Source organism: Streptomyces sp. NPDC046308, from assembly GCF_055588065.1.
Map to the genome: position 1 here is coordinate 469269 of NZ_JBVJFB010000005.1, position 25759 is coordinate 495027.

Annotated in this window: 18 protein-coding genes and 1 pseudogene; 3 read left to right on the top strand and 16 right to left on the bottom strand. The window is 72.9% G+C overall.

Annotated features, from left to right (window positions below; all coding sequences use genetic code 11):
* Positions 1-66: 66 nt before the first annotated feature.
* A complete protein-coding gene (locus tag ACZ6JT_RS22895) occupies positions 67-249 on the bottom strand; it encodes a hypothetical protein (RefSeq protein WP_469212342.1) in 183 nt (60 codons plus the stop codon).
* A 179-nt stretch (positions 250-428) separates the two neighbouring features.
* Between ACZ6JT_RS22895 and ACZ6JT_RS22900 the strand changes: the two genes are divergently transcribed.
* Together ACZ6JT_RS22900 and ACZ6JT_RS22905 are read left to right on the top strand one after the other, a co-directional pair.
* Positions 429-3548 (top strand): DEAD/DEAH box helicase, encoded by a 3120-nt coding sequence (locus tag ACZ6JT_RS22900; RefSeq protein ID WP_469212343.1) that lies wholly within the window; start codon positions 429-431, stop codon positions 3546-3548.
* Between the two features lie 3 nt (positions 3549-3551).
* Positions 3552-4817 carry an SWIM zinc finger family protein gene (locus tag ACZ6JT_RS22905; RefSeq protein ID WP_469212345.1) on the top strand — a complete coding sequence of 422 codons (1266 nt, stop codon included), beginning with the start codon at positions 3552-3554 and terminating at the stop codon, positions 4815-4817.
* Between the two features lie 368 nt (positions 4818-5185).
* Here ACZ6JT_RS22905 and ACZ6JT_RS22910 read toward each other — a convergent pair whose 3' ends face one another.
* The 11 genes and pseudogenes from ACZ6JT_RS22910 to ACZ6JT_RS22960 form a co-directional block, all read right to left on the bottom strand.
* Complete coding sequence (locus ACZ6JT_RS22910) at positions 5186-5413, bottom strand: hypothetical protein (protein WP_469212348.1); 228 nt, start codon at positions 5411-5413, stop codon at positions 5186-5188.
* A 541-nt stretch (positions 5414-5954) separates the two neighbouring features.
* A complete protein-coding gene (locus ACZ6JT_RS22915; protein WP_469212349.1) occupies positions 5955-9488 on the bottom strand; it encodes a helicase HerA domain-containing protein in 3534 nt (1177 codons plus the stop codon).
* A 254-nt stretch (positions 9489-9742) separates the two neighbouring features.
* Entirely contained in the window at positions 9743-10969 is a 1227-nt protein-coding gene (locus ACZ6JT_RS22920) for a hypothetical protein (RefSeq protein ID WP_469212351.1), read from the bottom strand.
* A complete protein-coding gene (locus ACZ6JT_RS22925; protein WP_469212353.1) occupies positions 10966-12702 on the bottom strand; it encodes a dynamin family protein in 1737 nt (578 codons plus the stop codon). The genes ACZ6JT_RS22920 and ACZ6JT_RS22925 overlap by 4 nt, the downstream gene beginning before the upstream one ends.
* A gap of 5 nt (positions 12703-12707) precedes the next feature.
* Positions 12708-14753, bottom strand: a complete 2046-nt coding sequence (locus ACZ6JT_RS22930; RefSeq protein WP_469212355.1) for a dynamin family protein — start codon at positions 14751-14753, stop codon at positions 12708-12710.
* A gap of 110 nt (positions 14754-14863) precedes the next feature.
* On the bottom strand, positions 14864-16429 hold the full coding sequence (locus ACZ6JT_RS22935) for a hypothetical protein (RefSeq protein ID WP_469212357.1): 1566 nt from the start codon (positions 16427-16429) through the stop codon (positions 14864-14866).
* On the bottom strand, positions 16419-16994 hold the full coding sequence (locus ACZ6JT_RS22940) for a hypothetical protein (RefSeq protein ID WP_469212359.1): 576 nt from the start codon (positions 16992-16994) through the stop codon (positions 16419-16421). Before ACZ6JT_RS22940 ends, ACZ6JT_RS22935 begins: the two co-directional genes overlap by 11 nt.
* Positions 16991-17758, bottom strand: a complete 768-nt coding sequence (locus ACZ6JT_RS22945; protein WP_469212362.1) for a hypothetical protein — start codon at positions 17756-17758, stop codon at positions 16991-16993. The genes ACZ6JT_RS22940 and ACZ6JT_RS22945 overlap by 4 nt, the downstream gene beginning before the upstream one ends.
* A gap of 145 nt (positions 17759-17903) precedes the next feature.
* Positions 17904-18911, bottom strand: coding sequence for an RNA polymerase sigma factor (locus ACZ6JT_RS22950; protein ID WP_469212363.1), 1008 nt, complete (start codon positions 18909-18911; stop codon positions 17904-17906).
* 8 nt (positions 18912-18919) lie between these two features.
* A pseudogene (locus tag ACZ6JT_RS22955) lies at positions 18920-19833 on the bottom strand (IS5 family transposase).
* A 945-nt stretch (positions 19834-20778) separates the two neighbouring features.
* Complete coding sequence (locus ACZ6JT_RS22960) at positions 20779-22803, bottom strand: transcriptional regulator (RefSeq protein ID WP_469212364.1); 2025 nt, start codon at positions 22801-22803, stop codon at positions 20779-20781.
* Positions 22804-22896: 93 nt separating this feature from the next.
* Here ACZ6JT_RS22960 and ACZ6JT_RS22965 point away from each other — a divergent pair, with 93 nt between their 5' ends.
* Positions 22897-23715 carry an alpha/beta fold hydrolase gene (locus ACZ6JT_RS22965; protein ID WP_469212366.1) on the top strand — a complete coding sequence of 273 codons (819 nt, stop codon included), beginning with the start codon at positions 22897-22899 and terminating at the stop codon, positions 23713-23715.
* A gap of 324 nt (positions 23716-24039) precedes the next feature.
* Here the strand turns inward: ACZ6JT_RS22965 and ACZ6JT_RS22970 are convergent, their stop codons facing one another.
* From ACZ6JT_RS22970 to ACZ6JT_RS22985, 4 genes are all read right to left on the bottom strand, one after another.
* A complete protein-coding gene (locus ACZ6JT_RS22970) occupies positions 24040-24321 on the bottom strand; it encodes a hypothetical protein (RefSeq protein ID WP_469212368.1) in 282 nt (93 codons plus the stop codon).
* 55 nt (positions 24322-24376) lie between these two features.
* Positions 24377-24643, bottom strand: coding sequence for a hypothetical protein (locus tag ACZ6JT_RS22975; protein ID WP_469212370.1), 267 nt, complete (start codon positions 24641-24643; stop codon positions 24377-24379).
* A 96-nt stretch (positions 24644-24739) separates the two neighbouring features.
* On the bottom strand, positions 24740-24928 hold the full coding sequence (locus tag ACZ6JT_RS22980) for a hypothetical protein (RefSeq protein WP_376106811.1): 189 nt from the start codon (positions 24926-24928) through the stop codon (positions 24740-24742).
* A gap of 5 nt (positions 24929-24933) precedes the next feature.
* Positions 24934-25506 carry a DUF5994 family protein gene (locus ACZ6JT_RS22985; protein WP_469212372.1) on the bottom strand — a complete coding sequence of 191 codons (573 nt, stop codon included), beginning with the start codon at positions 25504-25506 and terminating at the stop codon, positions 24934-24936.
* Positions 25507-25759: the final 253 nt, after the last annotated feature.

Consider the following 25759-nt stretch of genomic DNA (forward strand, 5'->3'; position numbering starts at 1 on the left):
GCCCGGTCAGGCCAAGGGGGCCCGGTCAGGCCCGCGTGACCTGGGCCGATGCTCTCCGGGCCGCCGTCAGCGGCCGATCTGCTTCCTGGACAGACCGCGCACACGACGACGCTGGGAGGAGTCCAGCAGGAGGTAGGCCGCAGCCGGCACTCCGATCAGGACCAGCAGACCGGCCCAGAACCCCACCGTCCAGAACAACACGATGGCTGCCACGACTCCGGCAACCGCGACCTTTCCGCTCGTGGACATCTGCGGACACCTCCTTCTGCCGTCGACCACTACCCCCTCAACGTGCCGCCGCGACCGCGCGTTCCCCGACCCCGGGCGGTCTTCGGAGTCGTCCGGTTCACGGCCCGTCCCCGCCGCCGGGCCGCCGCGGTGGGGTACTCTCGGCCGCCTTGCCCCCGGTAGTCAACTTTGAGGAATGCGTGCGCCGCTCCCATAACTCCGGCCCCTTCCACCACTCCGCCGTCTTCCTCCCCGGCGACCCGGCCCGCACCGGCCGGATCGCCCTGTGGCCGGTGGAGGGTGAGTCCGTCGACGCCGCCCGCGGCGGGGCCGAGGCCGATGCCCATGCCGAAGCCGAGGCGGGTGCCAGTGCCGAGGCGGGTGCCGCTGCCGTGGCGGGTGCCGCTGCCGTGGCCGGCGGCGTCGAGGAACTCACCGTCGTCACCCCCGACCTGCGCCTAACCCGCGTGACCGCGCTCGTCCTGCCCGTCGCCGAGGCCCTGCCCCTGCTCACGCGCGCCCGGGCCGCCGCGGGGGCAGCCGGCCCCGACGGCTCCGACAGCTCCGGCGCGGCGTTCTGGGGCGCCGCCGCGCTGCTCGCCCTGCGGTTCGCCGCACGGGGCCGGCTCCTGCCCGGGCTGAGCCCCGCCGGCCACGACGCCTGGCGGATCGGCCCGCTGGAGGCGGCCGACCTCGACGAGGTCCGGGAACTGGCCGCCGCCATGCCGCCCGGCGCCCACTGCGTCCCGCTGGACGTGGACGGGCCGCCGCGGCTGCCCACCCCGGAGCCGCTGCTGCGCGCCTTCCTCGACGCCGTCGCCGACACCCTCCCGCGCTCCCCCGCCGCCGCCGAAGCCGCCGGCGGACCGGCCTTCGCCGCCCGGCCACCGCGCCTCCACCCCGAGCTGCGCGACTGGGCCGCCGAGGTGGCCGCCGGCCATGACGCCGGGGTACGGATCTCCCTGCGGATCGAGCTCGACCAGAGCCTCGGTCATACCCCCGACGAGGCCCGCGACCAGAGCGGGGCCGGCGGAGCCCCCGCGGCCGGCGGGCCCTCCTTCCGTGCCGTCCTCCAGATGCACGGCCCGGCCGACTCCGCCCTGGTCGCCGACGCCACGGACGTCTGGGCCGGATCCGGGGCCGCCGCGACCGCCTTCCCTCCCGGTGCGCGGATGGACGCCCTCCGCGCGCTGCGCCGCGCCGCCCGGCTGTGGCCCGCGTTGACCCCGCTGCTCGGCGCGGCCGTGCCGGACGCCGTCGAGCTCGCCGACGACGAGGTCACGGAGCTGCTCGGCGAGGCCGCCGCCGCACTGGCCGCCGAGGGCGTCCAGGTGCACTGGCCGCGCGGACTCGCCCGCGACCTGCGCACCCGCGCCGTCGTGGGCTCCCCCGACCCCGTCGGTTCTCCCCAACCCGCGGGCTCCGCTCACCCCGTGGGGCCCGGGATCCCCTCCGGCCTGCTCTCCCCCGGGTCCCTGCTCTCCTTCAGCTGGCGCCACGCCCTCGGTGACCAGGGCGACCTCACCCGCGCCGAGCTGGACCACCTCGCCGAGGCGAAGCGGCCCCTGGTCCGGCTGCGTGACCAGTGGGTCCTGATCGACCCGGCCGAAGCCCGCCGGGCCCGCGCCCGCCAGGACCTCGACGTCGCGGCCGCGGACGCGCTGGCCGCCGTACTCACCGGGTCGGCCGAGTTCGGGGGCAAGCGGGTCGACGTGGAGGCCACCGGTGCGCTGGAGCGGCTGCGTGCGCGGCTCACCGCCGACCCGCCGGCCGACGACGACTTCGCCGCACCGCCCGAGCTGCGGGCCACCCTGCGCGACTACCAGCTGCGCGGCCTGCGCTGGCTGGCCCGGATGACCTCACTCGGGCTCGGCGCCTGCCTCGCCGACGACATGGGCCTCGGCAAGACCGTCACCGTCATCGCGCTCCACCTGCACCGCAACCGGGAGGACCCCGCCACCGCCGGGCCCACCCTGGTGGTGTGCCCGGCCTCGCTGCTGGGCAACTGGCAGCGGGAGATCGCGAGGTTCGCGCCCGGGACCCCCGTGCGCCGCTTCCACGGTCCCGGCCGCAGCCTCACGGGCCTGACCGGCTCCCCCGGTTCCGCCGGTTCCGCCGGTTCCGCCGATGACACCGGTTCCACCGGTTCCGGTGGGGGTTTCGTGCTCACCACCTACGGCACGATGCGCCTGGACGCCCCCGTACTCGCCGGCACCGCCTGGGGCATGGTCGTGGCCGACGAGGCCCAGCACGTGAAGAACCCGCATTCCTCCACGGCCAAAGCCTTGCGCACTCTCCCGGCTCGCGCCCGCGTGGCGCTGACCGGCACCCCCGTCGAGAACAACCTCTCCGAGCTGTGGGCCGTCCTCGACTGGACCACGCCGGGGCTCCTCGGACGCCTCGGCACCTTCCGCTCCCGCTACGCCGAACCCGTCGAGAGCGGCCGCGACCCGCAGGCGGCGGCCCGCCTGTCCGCGCTCGTAAGGCCCTTCCTGCTCCGGCGCAAGAAGTCCGACCCCGGCATCGCCCCCGAGCTGCCGCCCAAGACCGAGACCGACCACACCGTGTCCCTCAGCCGCGAACAGACGGCGCTCTACGAGGCCGTCGTGCGCGAGACCCTCGCCGCGATCTCCGAGGCGGACGGGATGGAGCGGCGCGGTCTGGTGGTCAAGCTGCTGACCTCCCTCAAACAGATCTGCAACCACCCGGCCCACTTCCTGGGCGAGCACGGCTCCGGGGAGCACCGGGAGCGGGGAACCGCCGGCGCCGGCACCGCGGCCGACGCCCGCTCCGGCAAGCTGGAGCTGCTCGACGAACTCCTCGACACGATCCTGGCGGAGGGCGGTTCGGTCCTCGTCTTCACCCAGTACGTGGCGATGGCCAGGATCCTCGAGAAACACCTCGCCGCACGCGGGATCCCCTCGCAGCTCCTGCACGGGGGGACGCCGGTGCCGCGCCGGGAGGAGCTCGTCGACCGTTTCCAGGCGGGCGAGGTCCCCGTGTTCCTGCTGTCCCTGAAGGCGGCGGGCACGGGCCTGAACCTCACCCGGGCCGGCCACGTCATCCACTTCGACCGCTGGTGGAACCCGGCCGTGGAGGAACAGGCCACCGACCGCGCCTACCGCATCGGCCAGACCCAGCCCGTCCAGGTCCACCGGATCATCGCCGAGGGCACCATCGAGGACCGCATCGCCCGGCTCCTGGAGCGCAAACGCGCGCTCGCCGACTCCGTCCTGGCGGGCGGCGAGGGCGCGCTGACCGAACTGACCGATGCCGAACTGGCCGAACTCGTGGCGCTCCGCGCGCCCCACGGGGAGTGAGCGATGAACACCCGCGACCCGCAAGGGCGGCACGAGAAGACGTTCCCGGCGCTGCCGCCCGCCCCCGGCCGTGCCTTCGCCCGCACCTGGTGGGGCCACGCCTGGCTGCGCGCCCTGGAGGACAGCGCGCTCGACGGGCAACAGCTGCGCCAGGGACGCCGGTACGCGCGCTCGAGCGCGGTGGGCGCGGTCACGGTGCGCCCCGGCGGGCTCACCGCGGTGGTGCGCGACCGGGACGGCTCGGCGCACCGCACGGACGTGCTGGTGCAGGAGTTCACGGCAGCGCAGTGGGACCGGCTGCTGGGACTGGCGGCCGCGGAGTCGGGCTACATCGCGGCGCTGCTGGACCGGGAGGTGCCGCCGGAGCTGGCCGAGGACGCGGCGGCCGCCGGGGTGGACCCGCTGCCCGGCATCGGGGAGCTCGATCCGCGCTGCGACTGCGGCGAGTGGGACCACTGCCCGCACACGGCCGCGCTCTGCTACCAGGTGGCCCGGCTGCTGGACGAGGACCCGTTCGTGCTGCTGCTCCTGCGCGGCCGGGACGAGCGGGAGCTGGTGGACGAACTGGAGGAGCGGAGCACGGCGGGTGCGCAGGCCCCGCGGGGGCCGGCCGCGGACGCGGGGGTGCCCGCGGCGCAGGCGTACGAGGCGCGCGGACCGCTGCCGCCGCTGCCCCCGCCGCCCCGGCTGCCGGACGCGCCGGGGCAGCCGCCGACCCTGGACACCGAGGGCGAGGCCGAACCGGGAATCGACGTGGACGCGGTGGAGTTCCTGGCGCAGGCGGCCGCGAGCGAGGCCTACCGGCTGCTGGCGGAGGCGCTGGCTCCGGACCACGCCGACCGCGCCGCGCCGGCCCCGCTCACGCTTGCCGAAGACGCCGTACGCCTCACGGTCGAGGCCGATGACGTCCGGGTCCGCTCCCGTCTGGCCGCGGCTACCGGACGCAGCCGGGCCGACATGCGACTGGCCGTACTCGCCTGGGGCTTCGGTGCGGCCCCTGGTTTGGCGGCGCTGGAGGACGACTGGACGCCGGACCGGAAGACGCTGGCCGGCGCCCGGGCGGCCCTGGCCGCGGCCTGGGCGGACGAGGAGGTTCCGGTGCTCCGCCGGGTGCGTGCCCGCTGGACGGAGGCGGGTGGCGGCCGCCAGCTCCGGCTGGGCCGGGAGGGGCGCTGGTGGCCGTACCGCCGCGAGGCGGACCGGTGGGTGCCGGCGGGCCCGTCGGCACCGGACCCGGCCTCGGCGCTGGAGGTCCCGCCCGCCGGGTGAGGTTCCGTCACGGACCTCCCGCGCGGCACGGCGGGGCCGGCCCGCCGCCCGGGCGGTGTGGCCGACGTACGGCTTGCCGGGGCCCGGAGCCGGTACGACGATGGAGCGCTCCGGGTTCCGCGGCACGACGGGAGGGTGACATGGGCGATCCGTCGGTGGCGTTGCCGGGCGGCGCCGATCCGGCCCTGCGTACGCGCGAACTGCGGCGGGCCCATGCCGTGTTCACGCGGGACGGGCTGGTCGAGGCGCCGGTCCGGGCGGTCATCGCGCGGTCCTGGCGGCGGTGCGCGCGGGCCCGGCACACCGGCCTCCGCGACAGACCGACAGCGGGCTGCAGCCTCGGAGGAGAGCTCGCCCTTAGGCATAGATCAGCGAGGACGCCGCACGGTGACAAGGGCCACGACTACGACCACCTGCGGACGCGGCTGCGGGAACGTGGCATCGTCCCGCGAATCGCGCTCCGCGGGGTCGAGAATTCGGCTCGCCTCGCAGACATGGGCCGCTTCCTCGCCCGGGTCGGCCGAGAGCTGGTCCGATCGGCCGAGCAATGGCGCCAGGATCACGCGCTCGGCATCCGGCTCGAACGTGACCGACATCCTGCCCGGCGGCAGCCCCGTCGCGGGCCCTGCCGGGCCGCCCCGGCACGGAGCCCGGGGACGCCGGGCGTATCCCCGGCGCGGGCGCTGGGCAACGGACCCGACGGCAGCAGCCCGGCACACCCGCCCGGACGCCCCGGGGCCCTCGCGGCAACCAGAGGCGCGGCGGCGCGTCCTCGACCACGCCGACGCCCTGAGAGCCCTCAGAGCCCTCAGAGACCGGGACGACCGAGACCGCTGGACGCTCTTCGCGGCGGAGGCGGCCGCACCCCAGGTCCCCTGGCGGACTGCAAGTGCGGCGGCGGAGCCCGGCAAAGCACAGCAGCGGCTACTGACCGCGCACGACCATGGGTCGTCGGCTCGCCGTCGACAGCCCGAGGTGCTCGTGCCGGCGGCCCGTTTCGGTCGTGAGCAGGGGCCGACGACCGAACCTCGGCCGTCGGCCCCGACGCGTACTCGATCAGTGAGCCCATTGGGCGAGGGGGCGCGCCATGGCACGTCATGACGTGCCCCGACCCGGTACACCGGACCGCATCCGCGCTCAGTCTCGTGCGTCCGGGACGGCAGGGCCGGCGATCAGGGCTTTCAAGACATCGTCGGGGGTCGGCTGGTTTTCGTGGGACACGGACTGGGTGACCAGGCAGTAGAGCAGGTCGCGGCGGGCTGCGGGGTCGGGGAGTGCGGTCCAGACGGGGTGCAGGGCCGGGTCTTCGGCTACGGCGCGTTCCAACGCGCGGGCGCGCTGGGACGCTGTGGTGGGGGCGGTGGCTCGGGCCGCGAGCTTCTCGGCCAAAGCCGGCAGGTGCCGGGCCGCCTGGGGTTCGTACAGGCAGCGGGCCGGGCAGTGGGCGCAGCCGGGGTGGGGATTCACGGGGTGGTCGGCGACGAGCGTGCGCAGGGATCGGTGGGCGTCGGTGAAGCGCGTGCGGGCGGTCTCGTCGATGGTGTCGGCGGTCAGCCAGGCGGCGCAGAGGCGGGCCAGGGCGCGGGATGCACGGTCCACGGAGAGGAGACGGTCGGGGGCAGGGAGGCGGACGGCGCCGTCGACGGCGCGGGCACGGTCGTCCTCGCGGGTGCGCAGCCAGTACTGGCCGGCCTGGGTGGCGGTGCAGTAGAGGCGGCCCGCACGGGTTTCCTCGTCCCGGATTCGGGTGCTGGTCTGCCAGGCTTCGCGCCAGATATTCCAGGCGCGCCAGGCCTGCTCCGGATCGGTCTCCCGTAGAACCGCCTCGAAGAAGGTCAGGAGTGCGGGGTGGGCGGGGGCGAGGTGGCGGGTGGTCGGGCGGTAGGTGCATGGGCGGGGGCATTTCACGCAGGCGGCATTGCGGTGCAGGTACGTGCGGTCGGCGGCGCTGTCGGGGGCGGTGCGGGGCACCGTCCCGGGAGCCTGTGCGGTGATGGCGGTCAGCGCTGCCGCGTGCATGCGGTCGTCGTGGACCACGGCCTCGCCGGGCGGAAGCGCCGCGAGGTGGCGGCTCTGGGCGTCGTCGAGGTTCGTGGCGGCGGCGACGGCCGCGCGGTCGTCGTGGGCTGCGAGCCGGTGCAGGATCTTGATGTTGGAGTTCTTGAGCGTCTCGGGGGCGAGTTTGGACGGGATTTGGTCGGCGACGATGAAGCCCTCTCCATAGGCGCGCATCTCGGCGAGCAGGTCGGTGAACAGGGTGACGGCCTTGGCCTGGGCGTCGGGTGACTCGGCACTGGCGGCGCTGCGCCCGGCCCGCAGCAGGCGGTGCGCCTCCTCGATCAGGGTCAGATGACGCAGGCTGCTCGGCGCGCCGGGGCGGGGCAGATGCTGACGGGACTCGGCGTGTTCGTACAGGAGGCTGAGGAGCAGGGCCATGACGAAGGCCTTCTCCTCGTCGTCGCCGAGGTTGCGCAGTTCGATCACGCAGGGCCGTTCGAACAGGTCGCGTGGGTCGAGGCTGCGCCGGGTGTCCAGGGCCAGGCCCTTGGCGCCGACGAGGAGGCTGCCGATACGGGAGCGCAGCGCGGCGCCCATGTTCTGGTGCACCTCGGGGCCGTACCCGCGGCGTTGCAGCACTTCTTCGATCTTGTCGTGCAGGTCGCGCAGGCGGGGGGTGAGGGCGGCGCGGTCCTCGGCCGAGGGGTTGGTGCCGAGGGCGTCGTTGAGGGAGGTGTGCAGGTTCCAGCCGCGCTCCTCGTACACCTCAAGGAGCGCTTCCTCCAGGACGTAGGACATGCCGGCGAACATCGGGAAGGCCGCGTTGAAGACCGCTTTGAGCAAGTCGATGTGGCGCAGCAGGGGAACCGAGTCGACGGGGGCGAGGGGGTTGAGGCGCAGCGGGAGGACCCCGTCAGTGCCGATCGCGTAGACGCGCAGGCGGCCGCGGAGGTCGGGGTGGGCGGCCAGGGCGCGGTACTCGGCTTTGACCGGTTCGATGACCAGGAAGGGCACGTCGAGGCGGGTGTGGGCCTGGGTGAGGATGCTCTTGGCAGTGGTCGTCTTGCCATAGCCGGTCATTCCGGCGATGAGGACGTGCCGGTTGAGGGCCTCGGCGGTGAGGGTGACGGGCTGCAGTGGCCGGCCGAGCGGGTCGAGCAGCTGTCCGAGGTGGACGGCGGTGCCGGGATCGTCGGGCCCGGGCGGTGCGGTGAGCGCGAACTCGGCGGTCTCCCGCATCGGCACCCCGGCGATCTCGCGTTGCGGCGGGCCGGTCAGGACGGACAGTTCGGCGGAGGTGACGCAGGTGCCGAGGGAGTCGAAGGCCGCGCCGAGCGGATGCGCGGGTCCGCCCAGGGCGGAGCGCAGGTGCAGGGAGCGGGCGCCGGTCATGGCGGCGCGGACGGCCCACGGGTCGGGGCGCAGGACGCGGATCGGGTCGAGTTCGGTACCAGGGCCCGTGCAGATGCCGCGCAGGGCGCCGGTGACCGCGGCGAGGGTGGTGTCGCCGTCGGCGGCCACGTACACCGAAAGCCGCCACCAGCCGTCGCCTCTGGCTCCGGTCATCCGGTCGAGGTGGCGCTGGAGCACGTTCTCGCAGGCCTGCGCGTTCGCGTCGAGGACCTCCGTGGTGGCGCCGCGTGTCACGGTGCGGCTTGTACCGGTCTGGCTCGTCGTCGAGCGGGACGGCCCTGCCATCACGGCGGACAGTTGGCTGAGTCCCGTCATCGCGGCGCCGCCGAGGCCCGTTGCGCGGCGCCGCGACTGGGACTTGACGACACTGCCTGCCGCGGTGCAGAACGCGCCCAGCACCGCGAGATATCCGGCCGTGTCCGCAAGGACGCCCTGCGCTCCGCCTTCCGTGTGGGACGCGCTGTGGGACGCCGAGACGCCGTCGGCCCGGGAGATGGAGAGGGTGCGTCGCACGTGGGCGTGGGTGTCGCCGCGCAGTCGGCGGGTGCGGTCCAGCGTCTCGTCGAGCACGTCGGCGCCGAGCGGTTCGGCGACGGTCACCAGGGCGTAGCGGCGTCCGCCGAGCGCCGCGGCCAGCCTGTCCATGCTCTGCAGCGCCCGTCCGGCGACGTCGGTGCGGGCCGACGGGATGCCGGTGACGACGGCGAGCGCGGGCGCGGAGTACAGGAAGGCCGCCACATCTGACAGGGCGGTTCCGTCCGGGCTGCCGGTGCCGCGCAGCGGGAGGGCCGGGCCGAGGCGCAGCCCGGGGAAGTGCGCCTGCAGTGCGCCTGCCTGTCCGGCGAGGAAGTCGGTGGCGCTGCCGCCGCCCGCTCCGGCGGTGCGCCGCCCGCCGAAGAAGAGGCGGTGGCCTGTGCCGTCGCCGCACAGGACGGAGACGGTTGCCTGGCCCGGGGTGTGGCAGGCCGTCAGGACCTGGGTCATGGCGGGGCCGGGCGGCACCTGGGTACGGGGGCGGCCTAGGCCCAGCACCTCGTGCAGCAGGAGCCGGGCATCGCCGTCGGGGGCGGGGGCGACATGCCAGCGAGAGGGCTCGAAGGCGGTCAGGTGGCGGCGTTCCAGCAGCGCGAGCAGGAGTGCGGGCAGGTCTTCGGCGGCCCAGGCCGCGTCGAACGCCTCGGTGGGGCCGAGGGCGTCGGCCGTCATGGCGCCGTCGGGGGTGACGGCGGGCAGGGCGGGAGGGTCGGGGGGCGTGGTCATCGGGACCTCCGGCGGATGACGGGCGGGCAGGGCGGGCGGTTCGGCGGGCGCCGCGGCGGCGGGCCGGGCGATGCCGCGTGCGGCAGCAGTGGCGTGTGAGTACCGGGATACGCGGCCTGCGGGGGTCCGTGTCGGTGTCGTACGGAGGGCTTCACGTCGGCTCGTGGCGGCGTGGGTCCGGGGCAGAACGGTTCGGCGAACCGGCGCGGCCGCGGCAGGCAGGGCGCGCATCCACGAGGGGTGCGGTCCCCGCTCTACGGGCGTTGCCAGGGCGGGACCTCGCCGTACGGGGAGGAACCGGGGGAAGCGGTGGCCGCAGGGCTGCCGGGGCCGACCGGTTCATCGCGACCGGAGAGGCCCTCCGCCCTGCCGGGGTCCCCAGGGGCGCCGAGCCCGCCGACACCGCTCGTCGCCCCTCCCCCGCCGGCCGCCGGCACAGCCTGCACGCTCCCGTCGGGTCCGCCCCGGAACGATTCCCGCAGGCCCGGCCACCAGCTCGCCCCGCATGCCAGATCCAGGCCGGGATCCGTGCTCTGCCACAGGGTGCCGAGGCGGGGCGAGAGCGCCGCGTGAAGCGGCCACACGGCACCCGGGCCGCCGACCACGATCAGCGGCGCCTCCGCGTAGCCGTCGCCGAGGTCCCGTACCGCCCTCTGCACCGCCAGGGTGAGACCTGCTACGGCGGGTCCGGTCTCGGCGCCCGCCATGAATTGACGTGGTGTCACCTTCAAGGGGGTGTAGAGGATGTCGGCCAGGGGCCCCGCCCACCTCACCTGGCGGTCAGGGTCGCCGAGCCGTAGCCCAGTCGCGAACTCCTCGACGCCGTCCAGCACCGCAAGGATCAGCGGCCCTAGGACGGCCGGGGGGCAGCGGTCGAGCACGCGCCGCAGCAGTGCGTTGCGCCAGGTACCGGTCCCGTCGGCGCGTCGCAGGGTGCCCACGCGCGTGATATGCGGCCCGTCCGCGGTGTCCTTCAGGCGGTACGCGCCGGTGAGGCTCCACGTATCCCCCACGGCCACAGCCACGACCGCCCGCGCACCCGGGCCACCGGTGAGCCAGCGGCACAGCAGCGCATCCGTCGGGCCGACCGGTTCGGCCTCCGGCCAGCACGCATCCGCCTCGCCCGGGCCGGACGGCGGGACCGCCACGCACGTGCGGTAGCCGTGCAGCGGAACCGGTGGCACCTCCCCGAGGTAGCGGGTGAGGTGGCGGTGGAGTCCGGCCCGGAACTCGGGTGACCAGGCATCGCACCGCCACCCGTACAGTTCGGTGTCCGCATCGGTGGGCCGTACACCGACCAGCCGGTGCGCCGCTGCCAGGCTGCCCCAACGCCCTTCCGTGTCGGCCGCGTTGGGAACCGAGCGGCGCACGCCGTCCCCGACCGGGGCCAGCCGGGCAGCGGGCCCGTCGCCCTCGCGGAGCACGACCGCGGTCCGCAGATGCTGCGGGTCGACCCCGATGACTCCGACCACGCCGTTCATCTCCCGTCCTCCGACCTGACCGTCCCACCGGAGCGTGGTGCGGGCACCTCCGCATCGGGTGCCGTGAGCCGCTGTGTCTGAGCCCGCAGATGGTCGTGCAGCTCGTCGAGCACGGCCATCGGCCCGGGGTCGGTGACGGGCGCGGGCACCGGCAGCGGGGTGCAAGCCTTCGTGAACAGGCGGCTCACGGCGGGCTTTCCGGCCGCGAGGACCCGCGCCGCATCCTCGGCTGCGCGCAGGGCGTCGGCTTTCGCGCCCTCGCGGTCGCGGCTCACAGCGACGTCGGCGGCTGATACGGCTCCGGTGAACGAGCCGGCGAGCGCGCCGAGGATCGTACCGACCCCGGGCAGCAGCAGGGTGCCGAGGGCGGCTCCGAGAGCCCCGCCTGTCCCCCCGCGGGCCACGCCGAGCGGGGTGTCGGGCACGTTGAGGGTCAGGGTGCCGGGGTGGAGCTTGCGGCCGAGCGCGGCCCGTACGTCGGCGCCGGGCCGGCGGTGCTGCTCCTCCTGCGCCACCTTCGTGACGGCGGTCATGAGGTCGTCGGCGAGGTCCTTGCAGACACTCTCGACGCGCCGATTGAGCGAGGCGGCGTACCGTCCGTCGCGCGACAGGGGGCCGCTGTCGCCCATTTCGGCGGCGACCGCGGCGCCGCACCGCTGCACCTCGCGCCCGCGCCGCTCGAAGCACTGCGCGATGAGCCGCGCTGTCTCATGCCGCATCCGTTCGGCGCGTGCCGCCGCTGCCTGCTGCTCCAGCTCGGCCCTGTGGCGCTCGCTCGCCCGGATCTCCCGGTGCAGCCGGGTGCGCCGCTGCGCGGCCTCGTCGGCGAGCCTGTCGAGCACCAGGGCGGCTCGGTGCAGGCGTGCCGCTCGCACCCGCGGGTGTGTGGGCAGAGCGAGGGCGTCCAGGTGGTGACGTATGTCGCCGAGGCCGAAGTCCGGCCCGCGGTCCGCACTGCCGGATGCCGCCCGGGCCGAGACGAACACGACCTCGGCGGCCGCGTCGTCGAGCGCGGCGATCCGCGCGCGGAAATAGTCGGCGCGACTCAGGAACCGCCCCCAGCCCGCCTCGGTGTCCTCGGTCAGAAAGGCGTTGACGACGAACAGCGCCGCGCCCGTCCCGGTACGCTTGCGGTGTTCGCGCAGGAACTCGGTCTCACTGACCGAGAGTGGCCGCCGGGAGTCCACCACCCACACCAGAGCGTCCGCGGTATCGGCGGCCCCCACGGCCCGCTCGTGCACGGCGGGCGTGTCGTCGATGCCGGGCGAGTCGATCCAGCAGCACCCCTGCGCGGCCGGTCCGCCGTCCGTGACGGTCACACGGACCTCACGCACAGCGTGGAGGTCCTCGCGGTACTCACCGTCCGCGCCGACGAGGGAGACGACACCGGAGAGCGCACCACGCCCGAAGGCGAGTTCGACGTCGCCGTCGACCGTCTCGGCGACGGCTCGCCCGCGTGGACCGCTGATGATCCGGCAGGGCACACCGGTCTCGGGAAAGTCGTCGGTCGGCAGGAGGTCGCTGCCCAGCAAGGCGTTGAGCAGAGTCGACTTGCCGCAGCTGAAGTGCCCGCCGAACACGACGGTCGTGCCTGGCGCCTCCGCCCTCCGCACGCCCGCGAGCACCCTCCGCTCCACCTCGGTCGCGTACGCGTCACCATGCTGCTCGGCGAGTTGCCGCCGCAGAGCCGCGGGCAGAGCGGGCGTGCGGATGTCGTCCCAGGGGTACACCATCGCGCTCACCCCTGCTTGGCGACCGTGAGGGCCGCTTTGAGGGTCGTCCGGTGCTCGTCGAGCTGCTCGGCGAGGGCTGCCAGCTCGGCAAGGGTCCTGGCGCGGGCGGCGCGATCGGCCTGGTTGAGCTTGATGATGTCCTCGACGTTGCGCCGCTCCTCGTCCACGACCTTACGGAACTCGGCGGTGACGGCCGACTCCATCGCGCCGAAGTTGCGCCGCAGCTCCTCGGCGATCTTCGGGAGCATCGCCGCCCGCATCTGCGGCAGTTGTGCCGCCACGTCGGCGAGCACCTTCCTCCGGGCCCTCTTCACCAGTCCCGAACCTCCGCCGAGGATGCCACCCAGCGCGGCCACCGCCAGCGCCACCGGCCAGAACACGGCCGAGCCGACCAGCCCCACCGCGGCGAGGACGAACCCCGCGGTGAGGCCGCCGGCCGCGGCGCCCACCGCGCCGCGCAGTCCGCCCGCACCGCCGCTGAGGGCGCTGGGCAGATCCCCGACGAGGACCGAGCCGACCGCGGTCAGCAGCCTCTCCTTGGTGGTGACCACGCCCTCCCCACTGGCCTCGGGGCGCCAGCCGGACAGCTCCAGGTGGATCTCCTCCAGTTTGGCGCTGATGAGCGTCGCCTCGGCCTCGATCTCCTTGGTCAGGTTCTCGAGCGCCGGCCCGACCTCGTCCAGTGCCTGTTCCTTCGTCCACTGCTTGACCTGGCCGTCCAGGTAGCTGCCCACCTCCTCGTAGAGCTCCTCCACGAGCTTTTCCTGATGGAAGACCTTGAGGAGTTTCTCGCCGGTGGGCGGTTGCACGGTCTCGAGATGGCCGGGCAGGTCCTGGAGGATACGGGCGTGCAGCGACTGGAAACTCGCGGACAGGCTCGCCTCCGCCTCGCGGCGCGCCCGGCGGAACACCGGGGCCAGCCTGCCGGGGCGCGTGGACAGTTCGTCGAGGCGCGGCTGCACCGTCCGGTACGAGGCGAGCAGCTGCTGCTGATCGGCGGCGACCGCGGCCCGCCGCTGCTCGATGTGCTGCTCGATGCCGTCGGCGAGACCGCCGGCCTGGGTGGCGAACTTGCCCAGGTGGATCTGGAGCCGCTCCCGTCGCAGATAGGCACCCAGATGCTGCTCGAAGTCGGTGAGCCCGTAGCGTACGGCGTCCGCCTCGTCGCCTCCGTAGCGGGCCCGGCGGGCGGCCTGGGCGTCGATGAAGAAGACGCCCTGTGCGGTGAGGTCCCGTCCGGGGGTGTACTTGGGGCCGCCGCGCTCCTCGTGCACGTACCGGTTCCAGGTGTACGCCCGCAGCCGTTCGTCGGCGGGGCGCCCGTTCCACAGGTTCACGACGGAGAAGACGCTGGCGCCGCCGTCGACGGCCTTGGCGGCGTTCATTCGCTCACCCTTGCCCATGGCCGCACTTGTGGTATAGACCACGATTGCGACATCGCAGCGGCGTACGGCCTCCAGGGTGATCGCGTCCAGTTCACCCTCGTCGTCCAGACCCGGCGAGTCGTAGATCGTGAACCCGTCGGCGCACAGCAGGGCCGGAAAGCCCATCTCGAACTGGCGTATCTGCGCGAACCGCTCCTTGTTCTCGTCCCGGTCCACGCCGAGTGCGGACTCGTTGAGGTAGCGGTTGAGCGTCCAGGTCTCGCTCTTGCCGTCGCATGACCAGGCGCGCACGTACGGCTCATCGGCGTAGTGCACCTCGGTGAGGACCGCAGTCGTCGGCAGATCGTCCACGATCATGGGCCCTTGGTGCCCGTGCAGTTCGACCGGCCTGGTGGTGCCGCCGAGCAGGGCATTGAGCAGGGTCGACTTGCCGTTGCTGAAGCGGCCCATGATGAGGATCTTGAACGTGTCGGCGTGCAGCTGCTGCGCGGTCTCCTGCAGCCCAGTCGCGGTCTCGCTCATGCCAAGCGCCTGGGCGATCCCGGTCATTCGCTCGATCGCGTCACCGGCCTGGGTCTGGGCGGCTTCGACCGCGGGGCGAAGTTTGTCACCGAGCGCGCTCTTCGCGGGCGTCTCGGGCACGGCGCTCTCGTATGACTGCGGCATGGGGACGTTCCTTTCACGGTGAGCGGGGCGCCGGCGGCGCTCGCGCGCGGTGCACGGAGCGAGGAGGCCGGGCCCGCCGAGGGGGAGCAAGAACGCGCGGTCGCGCCCGTTCACGTTCCGGTCGCCGCCCGCAGGCGGTCCCGCAGCTCGGTGACGCGTTGGCGTGGTGTGGCAAAGGCTGTGTCAGAGGGTGCCTCGGCCGTGTGCTGCTCGGCGCGGCGTACTGCGGCGGTGAGTTGCCTGTCGAGGGCGTCGAACGTGGCGGCGGCCTCCGTGCGGGCCGACTCCGCCGCGCTGCGAAGGCGGTCGCGGACGGTGTCGCGGATCTCTCCGACGCGCTGGGCGACGGCCCGTCGGGCCTCGGTCGCCGCCCGGCGTCCGGACCCCTGTCCCGCGAAGTAGGCGCTGGCCGCACCGCCTGCCGCGCCGGCCGCCCCGAGCGCGAGGGCGAGCAGCGGGTCGTCGCCCGCCAGGACCGCCGCGCCGGCGCCGATCGCGGCCCCCGCTCCGGCGCGCGACAGCCATGCGGAACGGCCGCCCTGCGCCGGGTGATCAGCGGTGGGGCGTGCGCCGGGGCCGACCCCTTCGAGGTCGACGACATAGCGCCCCACACTCAACAGCCTCTCTCTGTGGGGGTTTTCGTCTTCTGTAACACCGTCGATCACTTCCCAGTCGAGCTCGTCGACGAGGCGTACGAGGTCCTTGTGGTCCTCGGCTGTGCGGCGGGCGGCCAGCTCGCGCGTGGCCGCGGCCCATCCGCGCAGCTCTTGGTCCAACCGGTCCCGCACCGGCTGGATGTGGCGCGACTGCCGCCGGCCGCCCTCGTGCAGGGCGCTGAGCAGTTCCTGCTCCAAGACGTCCAGGGAGGCCTCCAGTTGCCGTGTCAGCAGGGCGCGGTCCTCGTCGAGCCGTCTGAGCCAGCGCCGGCGCAACTCCGCGGCCTGCGTGTGCGCCTGGATGAGCCGGCGCGCGGCCGTGCGGGCTTCGGTGGCGGGCCGCTGGTGCTCGGCGATGTCGGCAGCGTGTTCCATGAGGTACAGCAGGTGCGCTGCACGCCGGGCCTGGAGTTCGGCACCCGCCACGCCGGGCCCGTCCCACCATGCGGCCAGCCGGTCCGCGTCGCGGCTCAGCCGTGCGGCCAGGAACGCGGCAGGCTCGGCCGACGGGTCGGCCCAGAGCAGCACCCCGTACTCGGCGAGGTCCTGTCCGTCCCAAGCGAGCGGTGCGTCGGCGAAGAGGGTGCGCCAGATGCCGCGCTGGACGAGGTCCAGGTCGTCGGGGCCGGTCAGGACCTCGGCGTGGCTCAGGACGACCAGGCCGCTGCCGACGGGCCTGCGCACAATGGCCGCGGCGGCTTCGACGGCGGCGGGCGTCAGCAGTTCACCGCAACGCAGCACGGCCAAGGCACGGTTGGGGTGCAGGGCGAGTCCGGTGTCGGCGTCGATGTCCTCCAGCGGGGTTACCTCGATCTGCGCCGCGCAGGGCCGTTCGGCAAGCCGGCATCGCAGTTGCTCGGCCCCACTGTCACCGGCGGCGGTGAAGAGCGTTACGGCCTGGTCGTCGGCGGTCGGCAGAGCGGCGGCGAACTCCACGGCGGGGCTCCAGCCGCATTCCCGGGCCAGCGCAAGCCCGTCGGCGATGGTCTGCTCGGCGGGCACGGGCTTCTCACCGGTCATGGGGGCGCACCTCCTGCGACGGGTCGATGCCGAGCCAGCCGATGAAGTCCGGGGCGAGCGCCGCGTACCACGGCAGCAGTTCGGCACGGAGCACGAGCGGCAGCAGCTCACCCAGCTCGTCGCGCTCGGCACGGGAGGCTTCCTCGCCGCCCAGGAACCGGGGGGCCGCCTGCGCCATCACCTCGTCGAACATGCGCAGTTCCTCCCGTACGGAGGCCAGCGGGCGGTCTACGGGGGCCAGGGTGAGGGGGCCGGTGAGCGGGGTGCCGGTGAAGCTCTCCGCGGAGGCGAGGTTGTAGGCGAGCAGGGTGTGCCGTTCGGCGTCGATGACCCACCAGCGGTCGGGGGTGCCGAGGACCTGCGGGCGGCCCGGCTCCCGGCGGGCCGGCGCGGCGAAGGCGGCGTAGCCGGGGCGTGCCCAGCGGAGGGTGGGTAGCGGAAGTGAGACGAAGTGTCCGACCGGCACCTCGTCCCGGGTGAGCCGGTGCGTGGTGAACTCCTTGCGGACCTGGTCGTACGGGGTGGAACGGCCTGCGGCCGACTGCTCGGGGCGGGAGTTGTTCACAGTGTCGTCCTCGTCGCTAGCTGATGCTGTTCTGCTGTCTCCGCCACATCCGTGACCGCGCCGATCGTGTCACCGCGGCCGGTTCTGACCAGATCCGTGACGAGGGCGAGCCCCCCGGCCTCCAGCCAGCCCGCCGTCAGGTCGGCGGCGCTGACGAAGCGGGCGGCCTGGCCGGTGCCGCTGTCGTTGATGTAGAGCCCCTGGACCCTCCCGGTGGCCGGGGCCCGGGCGACCCCGGTGACCTGCACGGCATGGTTGGCCTGCCCGTAGTCCCAGTAATCGGCGGCGTTCCACAGCACACCGGCGTTCGCGGCGATGATCGCGGCGCGGCCCTCTTCGAGCATCGTCGCGAGCTCCTCCAGGGAGCGGCACTCCATGACGGCCGCAGGCACCCCGAGATCACCGAGGATGCGGGCCTGCTGCTCCATGGTGGTGCCGCCGCACTCCGCAGCGACGTCGGAGACACAGCACAGGCCGTTGCGGACCGCGTGGTCGACCACGTCGTGCTCGGTGACCTCGAGACCGAACCAGCGCAGTACACCCTCGCAGGCGCACAGCCCGCAGGTGCCGAGGAAGCCGTAGCCGTTCTCGCCCTGGAGGTGTCCCGACTCGGCGGCGCCCGCCACATCGCCGATGACCAGCGTCTCGCTGCCGCCCGGCAGGGTGTCCAGGTAGCGCGGGACATCGCCGTCAGGGACGAAACCCACCTCGGGGCCACCTGGGGTGTCGGCCTCCCACAGGCGGGCCGGAATGCCCGTTTCCATGTGCTCCTCCCATCGGCCGGAAGAATCACTTGTTCAGACCCGAGCAGGCGGCCCGCCTTACCGATATGACGGACCATCAGTAAAAATTCATTTGCCCTGTACCGGACCTGCGTCCGAACCTGCTTGCGGGACCCGAGAGGGCGGACTACTCAAGGATCCTGAGGTGAGCGACGACCTTCCCGCACGCGCCCCGTAGCGCGCTGCGCCAGCCACGCGCCCGGTACCCGGGCTGCTCGCGCAGTACCAGGGCACGGAAGGCCGCCTCCTCCGCGGGGCTCAGTGGATCCACCTCCTGGGCGCCCGCTGCCGCGCAGGCCGCGGCGAGCGCCTCGGCCCCTCCGAACCGCTCGGGCCAGCCCAGCAGCAGGAATACCCGGAGCTTGGGCACGGCGCGGATGTGTGCCACGGCGCAGTTGACGGCGCTGACCCCGAGCCGTTCGGCGAGCCGCTCCCAGCTGTCATCGGGGCGGACCAGGCGGTGCCGCACGACCTCGTACTCCAACTCGCCGAGCACACCGAGACGCCGGGCCTCCAGGACCGTATCGCCGATCCACGAGACGTCGGCGCCACCCGCGTCCGAGTCGGCGACGAGCAGGGCCGCGGCCGCGTCGTCCCACTCCGCCTGCCGAGCCCGCTCCTCGGCGGCCTCGCCCGCCATCCGAGCCGCCTCGCGCCGGGCTATCGCCATCACCCACGTCAGGAACCTGGCATCGCCCCGGAAGGCCGGATACCCGCGCCATGCCCGCAGAGCCACCCTCTGGAACAGGTCCTCGGCATCCTGCCGGTTGCGTGTGGCCCGACGGCAGTACGCCCCGACCACCAGCCGCGCCTCGCTCCAAGCCGCGGCGAACTCCCGATGTGAAACTGCCCTGACCAGCATGGCCCACCCCCACGCGCCCGATCCCCGGGAGGAGCAGAGTGCCATCAACGTAAATGCGCAAGAAAGGGCTCCGGGAGCGTTCCGGGCACTCGGCCGCGTACGTGAGGTCCCCTCGTACCGGCTCCACCATGCGTTTTGCGTCATCCGGAACCCAGGAAAAGGAACATTCGTTCGCATCGTTCGCCACGCCAGGTGAGCGCTGTCCATTCGATCAGCCGTGCCCCTACCTTCAGGGGCCAGCCGGCATCTTCTAGGACGTGTCCGGCCGATCATGTCCGGAGTCAGATGACGAGGGCTGCCGCGGTGGCCGTGCCGAGGAATGCGTAGCCGCGCTTGTCGTAGCGGGTGGCCACTGCCGGTGCCGTTTGAGGCGGTTGATGACCTGTTCGATGGTGTTGCGTTTCTTGTACCGCTCTTCGTCGCAGCCGGGTGGCCGTCCGCCGTGTGAGCCTTTGGCAGGCGAGGCGCCTGGCTGTCGGTCTTCTCGGGGATGGCGTGCCGGACGCCACGTCGTCGCAGGTAGTCGCGGCAGGGCTCGTTGCGGTAGGCCTTGTCAGCCGCGACGCTGTCCGGCTTCCTGCGGGGCCTGCCCGGCCCGAGTGGGGGGACGCGGATCTTCTCCAGCACCGGTTTGAACTGGGTGCAGTCCGCCCGCTGCCCTGGCCTGACAACCAGGGACAGCGGGCGGCAGCGGCCATCTGCGCTCAGGTGGAGCTTGGTCGTGAACGCCGCGCGAGCGACTCAGGCCCTCGCCTCCAGCACCATCTCCACCAGCTGGGCGACGAGGCTCTGGCGCGGCGTGGTGTTCTGTCTGCACGGCCCCCTTTGAGGAGAGAGCCGGTGGCGTATCAGTGCGGGCGCCGGCGGGATGCTGATGAGCCCGCACGATGGTGGAGTCGACCGAGCTGTCCCGGTCGATCTCACCTGCCGTGTCGGCCTCGGCCTGGACCTGCTGGAGCAGGCGTTCCCACGTGCCGTCGCCCGACCACAGCCGGTGCGGTTCATAGACGGTCTTCCACGGACCGAACCGTTCGGGCAGGTCACGCCACTGCACGCCAGTCCGAACCCGGTGCAGAATCCCGTCAATCACCTGTCGGTGATCCCGCCCCTGCCACAACGCCTGTTGCTGACCGGCAGGAATACCCGCAGCCGTGAACCTCCTGTGCCTGACCGACGACCTCACGATCGTCGACACCGTGACGGGCCAGCCCGGGAAAAGGATCAAACCCCACCGGTGGCATTTCATCGACTCCCGGTACGTTCGCCACCACCGCCAGCGCTGGGCTGGCAACGACTTGCCTCCGCTCGCAAGCGCGCCGTCGGCACAGCCCAAGCTCTGAGGCCCTCCACCGACGACTTCGCTTCGGGCCCTGGCCACGGAACGGCAGCGCGTCCTCACTCCCCCCACGGCCAAGATCCGGGCCAGTTGCGGGCCAGCACCGGCCCACCGAAGGCAGATGCCTTCGTTTTGCCTGTTCAGGAGCGGTGTGGCGCGTGTACCACCAGCACCCGAAGAACCTTTATTGCAGCTATTCCCCGAAAGCGGTTGGGTTCTTCTAGACCGCCAAGTCGAGCTCTCGGAAGGGAAACTGCCCTCCAGAACCACCCACGGACGGCATCAGGGGGCTATCCGTAGGGTCATACTCGGCACAATACGACGCTGCACTCGCCAACGCGAAGAACCCAGGAACCGTCGCCCACGCAGGGTGCCTACGCTTCGTTCTTGCCTGGTTTTTCGGTCAGTTGGGATCCGCCACATCGGCCTCTCCGAAGTGAGCGCCGATACCCTGCGCCGGGCCCTGCTCGCCCTGGCCTCGCTCCTGGCACGCCCGAGCAGATCGTCCCGCTCCCGGGCACCCGCCACCGCACCCACCTCGAGGACCAGACCTTTCCTGCCTGGAGCAGTAGGAGGCGCCGGCCGCCGCCCCTGATACCTCGGCACCAAGATCCAGACCATTCCCGGCCACGGCCCTTCAACGAGCCGACCATGCCACCGCTTTCGCTGGCCGGCATCGGTGCAGGGCTGGACCATCAGGAGACCAAAACCCTCATCCGAACCATGCGCGGACCGGTTCGGCCCCGGCGTCCCAGCTCAGACACCGGCCGCGGAGCAGCGGTCAGAGCCTCAGCCGTTCACCCATCACGTGGACCATGAGGGAGGAACACGCGGATCGGGGGCGTAGACGCAGTAGGTTCCCGTGCGGATCGTCCGGTCGAGGTGGTCACCGAGGGCCGGCGACACGTCGCGGAGACGGCCGATGGCCTTGCGTACGGCCTGGGTGACGGCGGCCCGGGCCCGTTCGGAGGCTGCGCCGGCGTGCCGGTCGCGCCCGCCGAGCCCGACGGCCCGGGTGAGTTCGTTGATCAGGAATCGACGTTCGAGTTCGGTCTGTTCCTGCCTGGCGATGTCGTGGTCGGCGCGGGCCTCCTCCATGTCGTCGTCGATCTCCGCTAGCCGCCGGCGGTACATCTGCTTGGCTCGGGCGTCCAGGAGGGGACCGGCATCGCCGGCGCGGGCGAGCCTGGCTGCGGCGTCAGGGTCGGCCGCGTCGGCGGCGGCGAGGTCGAGGACGTGGAACTCCCGGCCCGGCGCGGCGAGCAGGCGGGCGAGGTGGTGCATGCCCTTACTGTCGCGTGCGGTCACACACCGACCGTCGAAGACGACCCTCCAGTAGTCGCCCTCCCGGACGAAAGAGTCCAGCTCGGCCGTGTCCGTCCGCGGCTCCTCGGCCGTGGGAGCGTGGGTGATCCGATCGAGCTCGCTGCGCGCCGCCTCCCGCTCCAGGGTCTCGGCCCGGAGGTTGCCCAGGGCCCGCTGGGCGTCCGCGAGCCGGAGCCGGCACTCGGCTGTCTCGTAGGGGGCGCCGACCTCGTTCCAGGCCCGGACGGCAGCGGTGAAGAACCCGGAGGCGCCGGACGCATCGCCCTCGGCGAGCAGGACTTCACCCCGAGCTCGCAGTGCCGATGCGGCGAGCGCATTGCTTTCGAAGGCGACGGCCACCTCCTCGAGCTCGCGGGCCGCGACCCGCGCCGTCTCCAGGTCGGCACCGGCAATGGCGATCCTGACCTGCGCGTCCAGCAACGGCGCCCGCCGCAGCTCGGAGGTGGGGGGCAGCTCCTTCGACGGCACCGGCAGCGGCCGCGCCAGTGCCTCCCGGATCGCGGCGGCCGCGGTGTCGACATCTCCGTCGGCGAGCCGGACGAGCGAGAGCCCCGGTTCGGGATCCCACCCGAGGCGATGGGCGGCGAGCAGCGCCTCTTCCGCGCCGGTGCGGTTACCGCGCCGCAGCCGGATCCGGCCCAGCTCCGTCAGCGGCCAGCCCAGTTCGCGCCGCACATAGGGGCGCAGCTCCTCGCACGCGAGCAACACCTGCTGCTCTGCGCTCGCGCACTGGCCCCGCAGACGCAGGATCTCGGCCCGGTGCACCCGGCACCGGCCGTGCAGGCTGCCGATCGCGTTCGTGCGCGCCCACCGCTCCATCGCCTCGGTCCACTGTTCGGCCAGGTCGTACTGGGCCAGGCCCTGCAGTGCACACACAAGCTCGCAGTAGACGACTCCGGTCGACAGCGCATCGAGGTTGCCGGCCATCGCCGCCGTACCGGCGTCCTCGAGGAGTTCCAGGCCCCGTGCGACGTCACCGTCGAGAATCACCAGTCTCGCCTGGGCCACTCGCCCGACGGCCGCCGCCGCCGGATCGGTGTGCGAGCCCGTCTCGATCGCCCGCTCGGCCCAGCCCCGCGCAGCTTCCAAGTCCCCGCTGAGGAGGCGCTCGAAAGTGCGCACCGCCGCGAACCACGCGTGCGCGCCGGTCACCGGTGGTGAGGCGGCGAGCAGGTGGTCCGCTCGGCGTAGCCACCCTCGTACGGGTGCCATGAGCGCGGTGTCGAACAGCAGGTGCATGGCGACCCGTACGGCGGCTCCGGCCGCGGCGTTGTCCTCGCCGAGCCGGGACAGTTCGCCGTGGAGCTGCTCCCAGGTCTCGATGGTGACGTCGAGGTGACCGGCGGCATACGCGACGTCGGCGAAGTCGGCCAGCGCATTCGGGTCGAGGACGCCCTCTTCCCTGGCCGTCAGGAACCCGGCGTAGGCGTCCGACCACGCTCCGCAGGCTGCGGCGTTCCGCGCCCGCTCCAGGCCGGTTCCCTCCCCAGCGGCGTGGGTCACGGGCATTCCCCTCGATCCCGGGTCCGGTTGGTTACGGCGGTAAGCGACCTGCTTACGCCCCCATGGTGAGCCACAACCGCATCGGAGGACATCATGGACACCGCCACAGTGAACGGCATCCGGCTGGAACACGAGATCCGCGGAACCGGGGAGCCGGTCCTGCTGATCAGCCCGGTCCTCGCCGACGGGTTCGCCCCACTCCTCGCCGAATCGGCACTCACCGACCGCCACCGGCTCGTCCGCTACCACAAGCGCGGCTGGAGCGGCAGCACCCACAGCCCCGGGCCGGTCGCAGTCGCCGACCACGCCGCCGATGCCTTCGCGCTGCTCGACCATCTCGGCATCGACCGCACCCACGTGGCCGGGCACTCGAGCGGCGCGGCGGTCGCCGCACAGATGGCCCAGGACCACCCCGACCGCATCGTGACGGTCGCCCTGCTGGAGCTCTCCCTGCTGTCCGTGCCGGCGGGCGAGGCGTTCTTCACACAGGCGGCGCCGGCGTTCGCAGCGTACGCCGACGGGGACGCCGAACGCGCCATCGAACTGTTCCTGTCCCTCGTCAGCGGCATGGACGGGGAACGCTGCCGGGCCCTCCTGGAGGAGCGTATGCCGGGCAGCGTCGAGCAGGCGGTCAAGGATGCCGACACGTTCTTCGGGATCGAGCTCCCCGCCCTGGCCGAGTGGCGGTTCAGCCCGGAAAACGCCGCGGCGATCCACCAACCGGTGCTGTCCCTGCTGGGAAGCGGCACCCTACAACTGTGGGTCGAGGTCGCCGGGTTCCTCCGCTCGACACTGCCCGACATCGAGGAGTGCGTCATCGACGACGTCGGCCACCTGCTCCACATCGAACAGCCCCGGCCCGTCGCCGAGGCCCTGGCCCGGTTCCTGGAGCAGCACCCGATCACATCCTGACCACAGGCGCCACGCCCGGGCTCGCTCACGACGCGCCGCGGGCGTGGGAGGACGCTTGGCCCCTGCTCCTCGCCGGCGCTCTGACCGCATCCATGATCGGCAAGAGCACCTGATGCGTGTCTGAACGTCGCACAAGACCACGCGGCCCGTGCTGGAAGGGTGCACGGTCTGCGCGGTCACCTCCGTACGTTCCACGGCAGCGGGATCATCCGTGCGCCGACGACGGGGGTCTGCTGCGGTCGGCTCGGCCATCGCCCAGGAGTTCGCCCAGGAGACCGAGAAGTTCGCCCGTACACAGGACCTGTGTGGGGCCTCTCTCTCGGATCAGGCCGAGCCCGCCGTCCCTTCCTCCTCGGCCTCCATGTGCCGGATTCCCTCGTGGGTGAGGGTGACCATCGCCGGGGTGTTGCCGGGTTCCCAGTCGACGGTGATCAGTCCTTCGCCCGCGAGGTAGGTGCAGGCGGCGGCCAGGTCCTGTTCCGGTATGTGGAGGTCGCGCCGCAGCTGTGCTCCGGTGATGCCGAGGAGGCGGTTGCCTTCGACGGCTTCGTACAGGACCTGGAGCACCTGGTCGCGGTAGGTCTTGCGTTCGCGCAGTGTGGCCATGACCGCGTCCTTTCGTTTGCGGGGTGGAGTGGGCTCCGGGGCCGGTCGGGGCTTCTCAGATCTCGTCGGAGTGTGCGCCGGTGCCGGCGGAGGGCCTGATGGCGGCAGGCCGGGAGCGGTCGAGGTCCGCGGGTGTCGCCGTGTCCACGGTGAGGTGGAGGCGGGTGTTGCCGTCGAGGGCGGGGTAGCTGCGCTGTTCCGCGCCTGCGAAACAGCGGCGGAGCGCCTCCGCGACCGCTCGGGCGGCTTCGGGCGTGTGCGCGATGATCCTTACCTCGGCGTGCCCGAGCGAGGGCAGTGTCTGGGTCTCGATGTACTTCACGTAGGCGTGGTTCCCTTCAGGGCAGGCGAGGAGGCCGGCGGGTCGGGGCGCCGAGGCGCCCCGACCGCTGCCCCCGGTCGGAGGAAGGTCAGTTCCTCACCGGTCGGCACCCGTGTGGTGGGCTCGACGACCGGTGTCGTCCGGCAGGCCGGGAGGCCTCGGCAGGGGGTCACTGAAGCGGTAGGCCTCGATCCGTGCGTCGTGCTGGGCGTTCAGCAGGTGGATCCAGCGCATTCCGATGCCGATCATGAGGATGATCACCGCGATGAGGACGATGGTCTCCACGGAGCTCACCTCCTGCCGTTTCCGGACAGCGGCAGGGCGGTTCGGCCCCTCTGCTCCCCGAAGGGGGACATGGAGGCCCCGCCTTCGCCCTCCCGAGTGGCTTCCCGGCGGCGGGCGTGGCGGATGCCGCGCCCGATGACGGTTTCATTGGCCATCAGGACGTCTGCGGCCAGGACGCTGCCCGGGATCGCGGCGGCGGCCATCAGCCGGGCCGCGGCCGCGGGCTCGGTCTCGGGCGGGATCACCAGGAGGTCCCAGCGGCCGACGGTGTAGGACAGCAGGATCAGCTTGTCGGGGTCCTGTTCGGTGAACCAGCCCACGTGCAGTGTCCGCCCGTGCACAGCAACCTTGTGGGGGATGACCGGCCAGCGGGCGGGATTCACGGTGACCCGGGTGATGCGCCCCCAGGCCTCATCCAGCGTGGCGGCGAGAGCAGGGAGCTCGGCTTCGAGGTCACGCGAGTACGGCCACCAGGCACCGTCCAGCAGGCCTGCCAGAGCGGTCTTCGGCGTAAGGGACAAGCGGGCCGGGCGCAGGACAACAGCAGGCTGCGCAGCGCGGTCGAGGGTCGTGGTCATGTCGCGGACCCGTCCCCGGGCCGTTCGCGAACGGCCCGGTGCAGTGATCGCCGGAAACGACGTCCGCGTGGGAGCGGGTGTGCGAAATACTCCCGGTCCCTTCACCGTACTCCGGTTCGCGACCCAGAAAGCCGCTTCTGACCAGGCAGCATCCGGCGCGGACGGCGAGAGCGGCACGGTCGGGTCCCCTCGCCGCACCGCGAGGGTGGGCGGAGTGCCGTGAAACGACGGAGACGTTCCCCAGCTCAAAGCC

Excerpts from the sequence above, each read along its gene's own strand:
- ACZ6JT_RS22895 (WP_469212342.1), bottom strand. The coding sequence starts at position 249 with ATGTCCACGAGCGGAAAGGTCGCGGTTGCCGGAGTCGTGGCAGCCATC.
- ACZ6JT_RS22905 (WP_469212345.1), top strand. The coding sequence starts at position 3,552 with ATGAACACCCGCGACCCGCAAGGGCGGCACGAGAAGACGTTCCCGGCG.
- ACZ6JT_RS22910 (WP_469212348.1), bottom strand. The coding sequence starts at position 5,413 with ATGTCGGTCACGTTCGAGCCGGATGCCGAGCGCGTGATCCTGGCGCCA.
- ACZ6JT_RS22915 (WP_469212349.1), bottom strand. The coding sequence starts at position 9,488 with ATGACCACGCCCCCCGACCCTCCCGCCCTGCCCGCCGTCACCCCCGAC.
- ACZ6JT_RS22920 (WP_469212351.1), bottom strand. The coding sequence starts at position 10,969 with ATGAACGGCGTGGTCGGAGTCATCGGGGTCGACCCGCAGCATCTGCGG.
- ACZ6JT_RS22925 (WP_469212353.1), bottom strand. The coding sequence starts at position 12,702 with ATGGTGTACCCCTGGGACGACATCCGCACGCCCGCTCTGCCCGCGGCT.
- ACZ6JT_RS22930 (WP_469212355.1), bottom strand. The coding sequence starts at position 14,753 with ATGCCGCAGTCATACGAGAGCGCCGTGCCCGAGACGCCCGCGAAGAGC.
- ACZ6JT_RS22935 (WP_469212357.1), bottom strand. The coding sequence starts at position 16,429 with ATGACCGGTGAGAAGCCCGTGCCCGCCGAGCAGACCATCGCCGACGGG.
- ACZ6JT_RS22945 (WP_469212362.1), bottom strand. The coding sequence starts at position 17,758 with ATGGAAACGGGCATTCCGGCCCGCCTGTGGGAGGCCGACACCCCAGGT.
- ACZ6JT_RS22950 (WP_469212363.1), bottom strand. The coding sequence starts at position 18,911 with ATGATCGGCCGGACACGTCCTAGAAGATGCCGGCTGGCCCCTGAAGGT.
- ACZ6JT_RS22965 (WP_469212366.1), top strand. The coding sequence starts at position 22,897 with ATGGACACCGCCACAGTGAACGGCATCCGGCTGGAACACGAGATCCGC.
- ACZ6JT_RS22970 (WP_469212368.1), bottom strand. The coding sequence starts at position 24,321 with ATGGCCACACTGCGCGAACGCAAGACCTACCGCGACCAGGTGCTCCAG.
- ACZ6JT_RS22985 (WP_469212372.1), bottom strand. The coding sequence starts at position 25,506 with ATGACCACGACCCTCGACCGCGCTGCGCAGCCTGCTGTTGTCCTGCGC.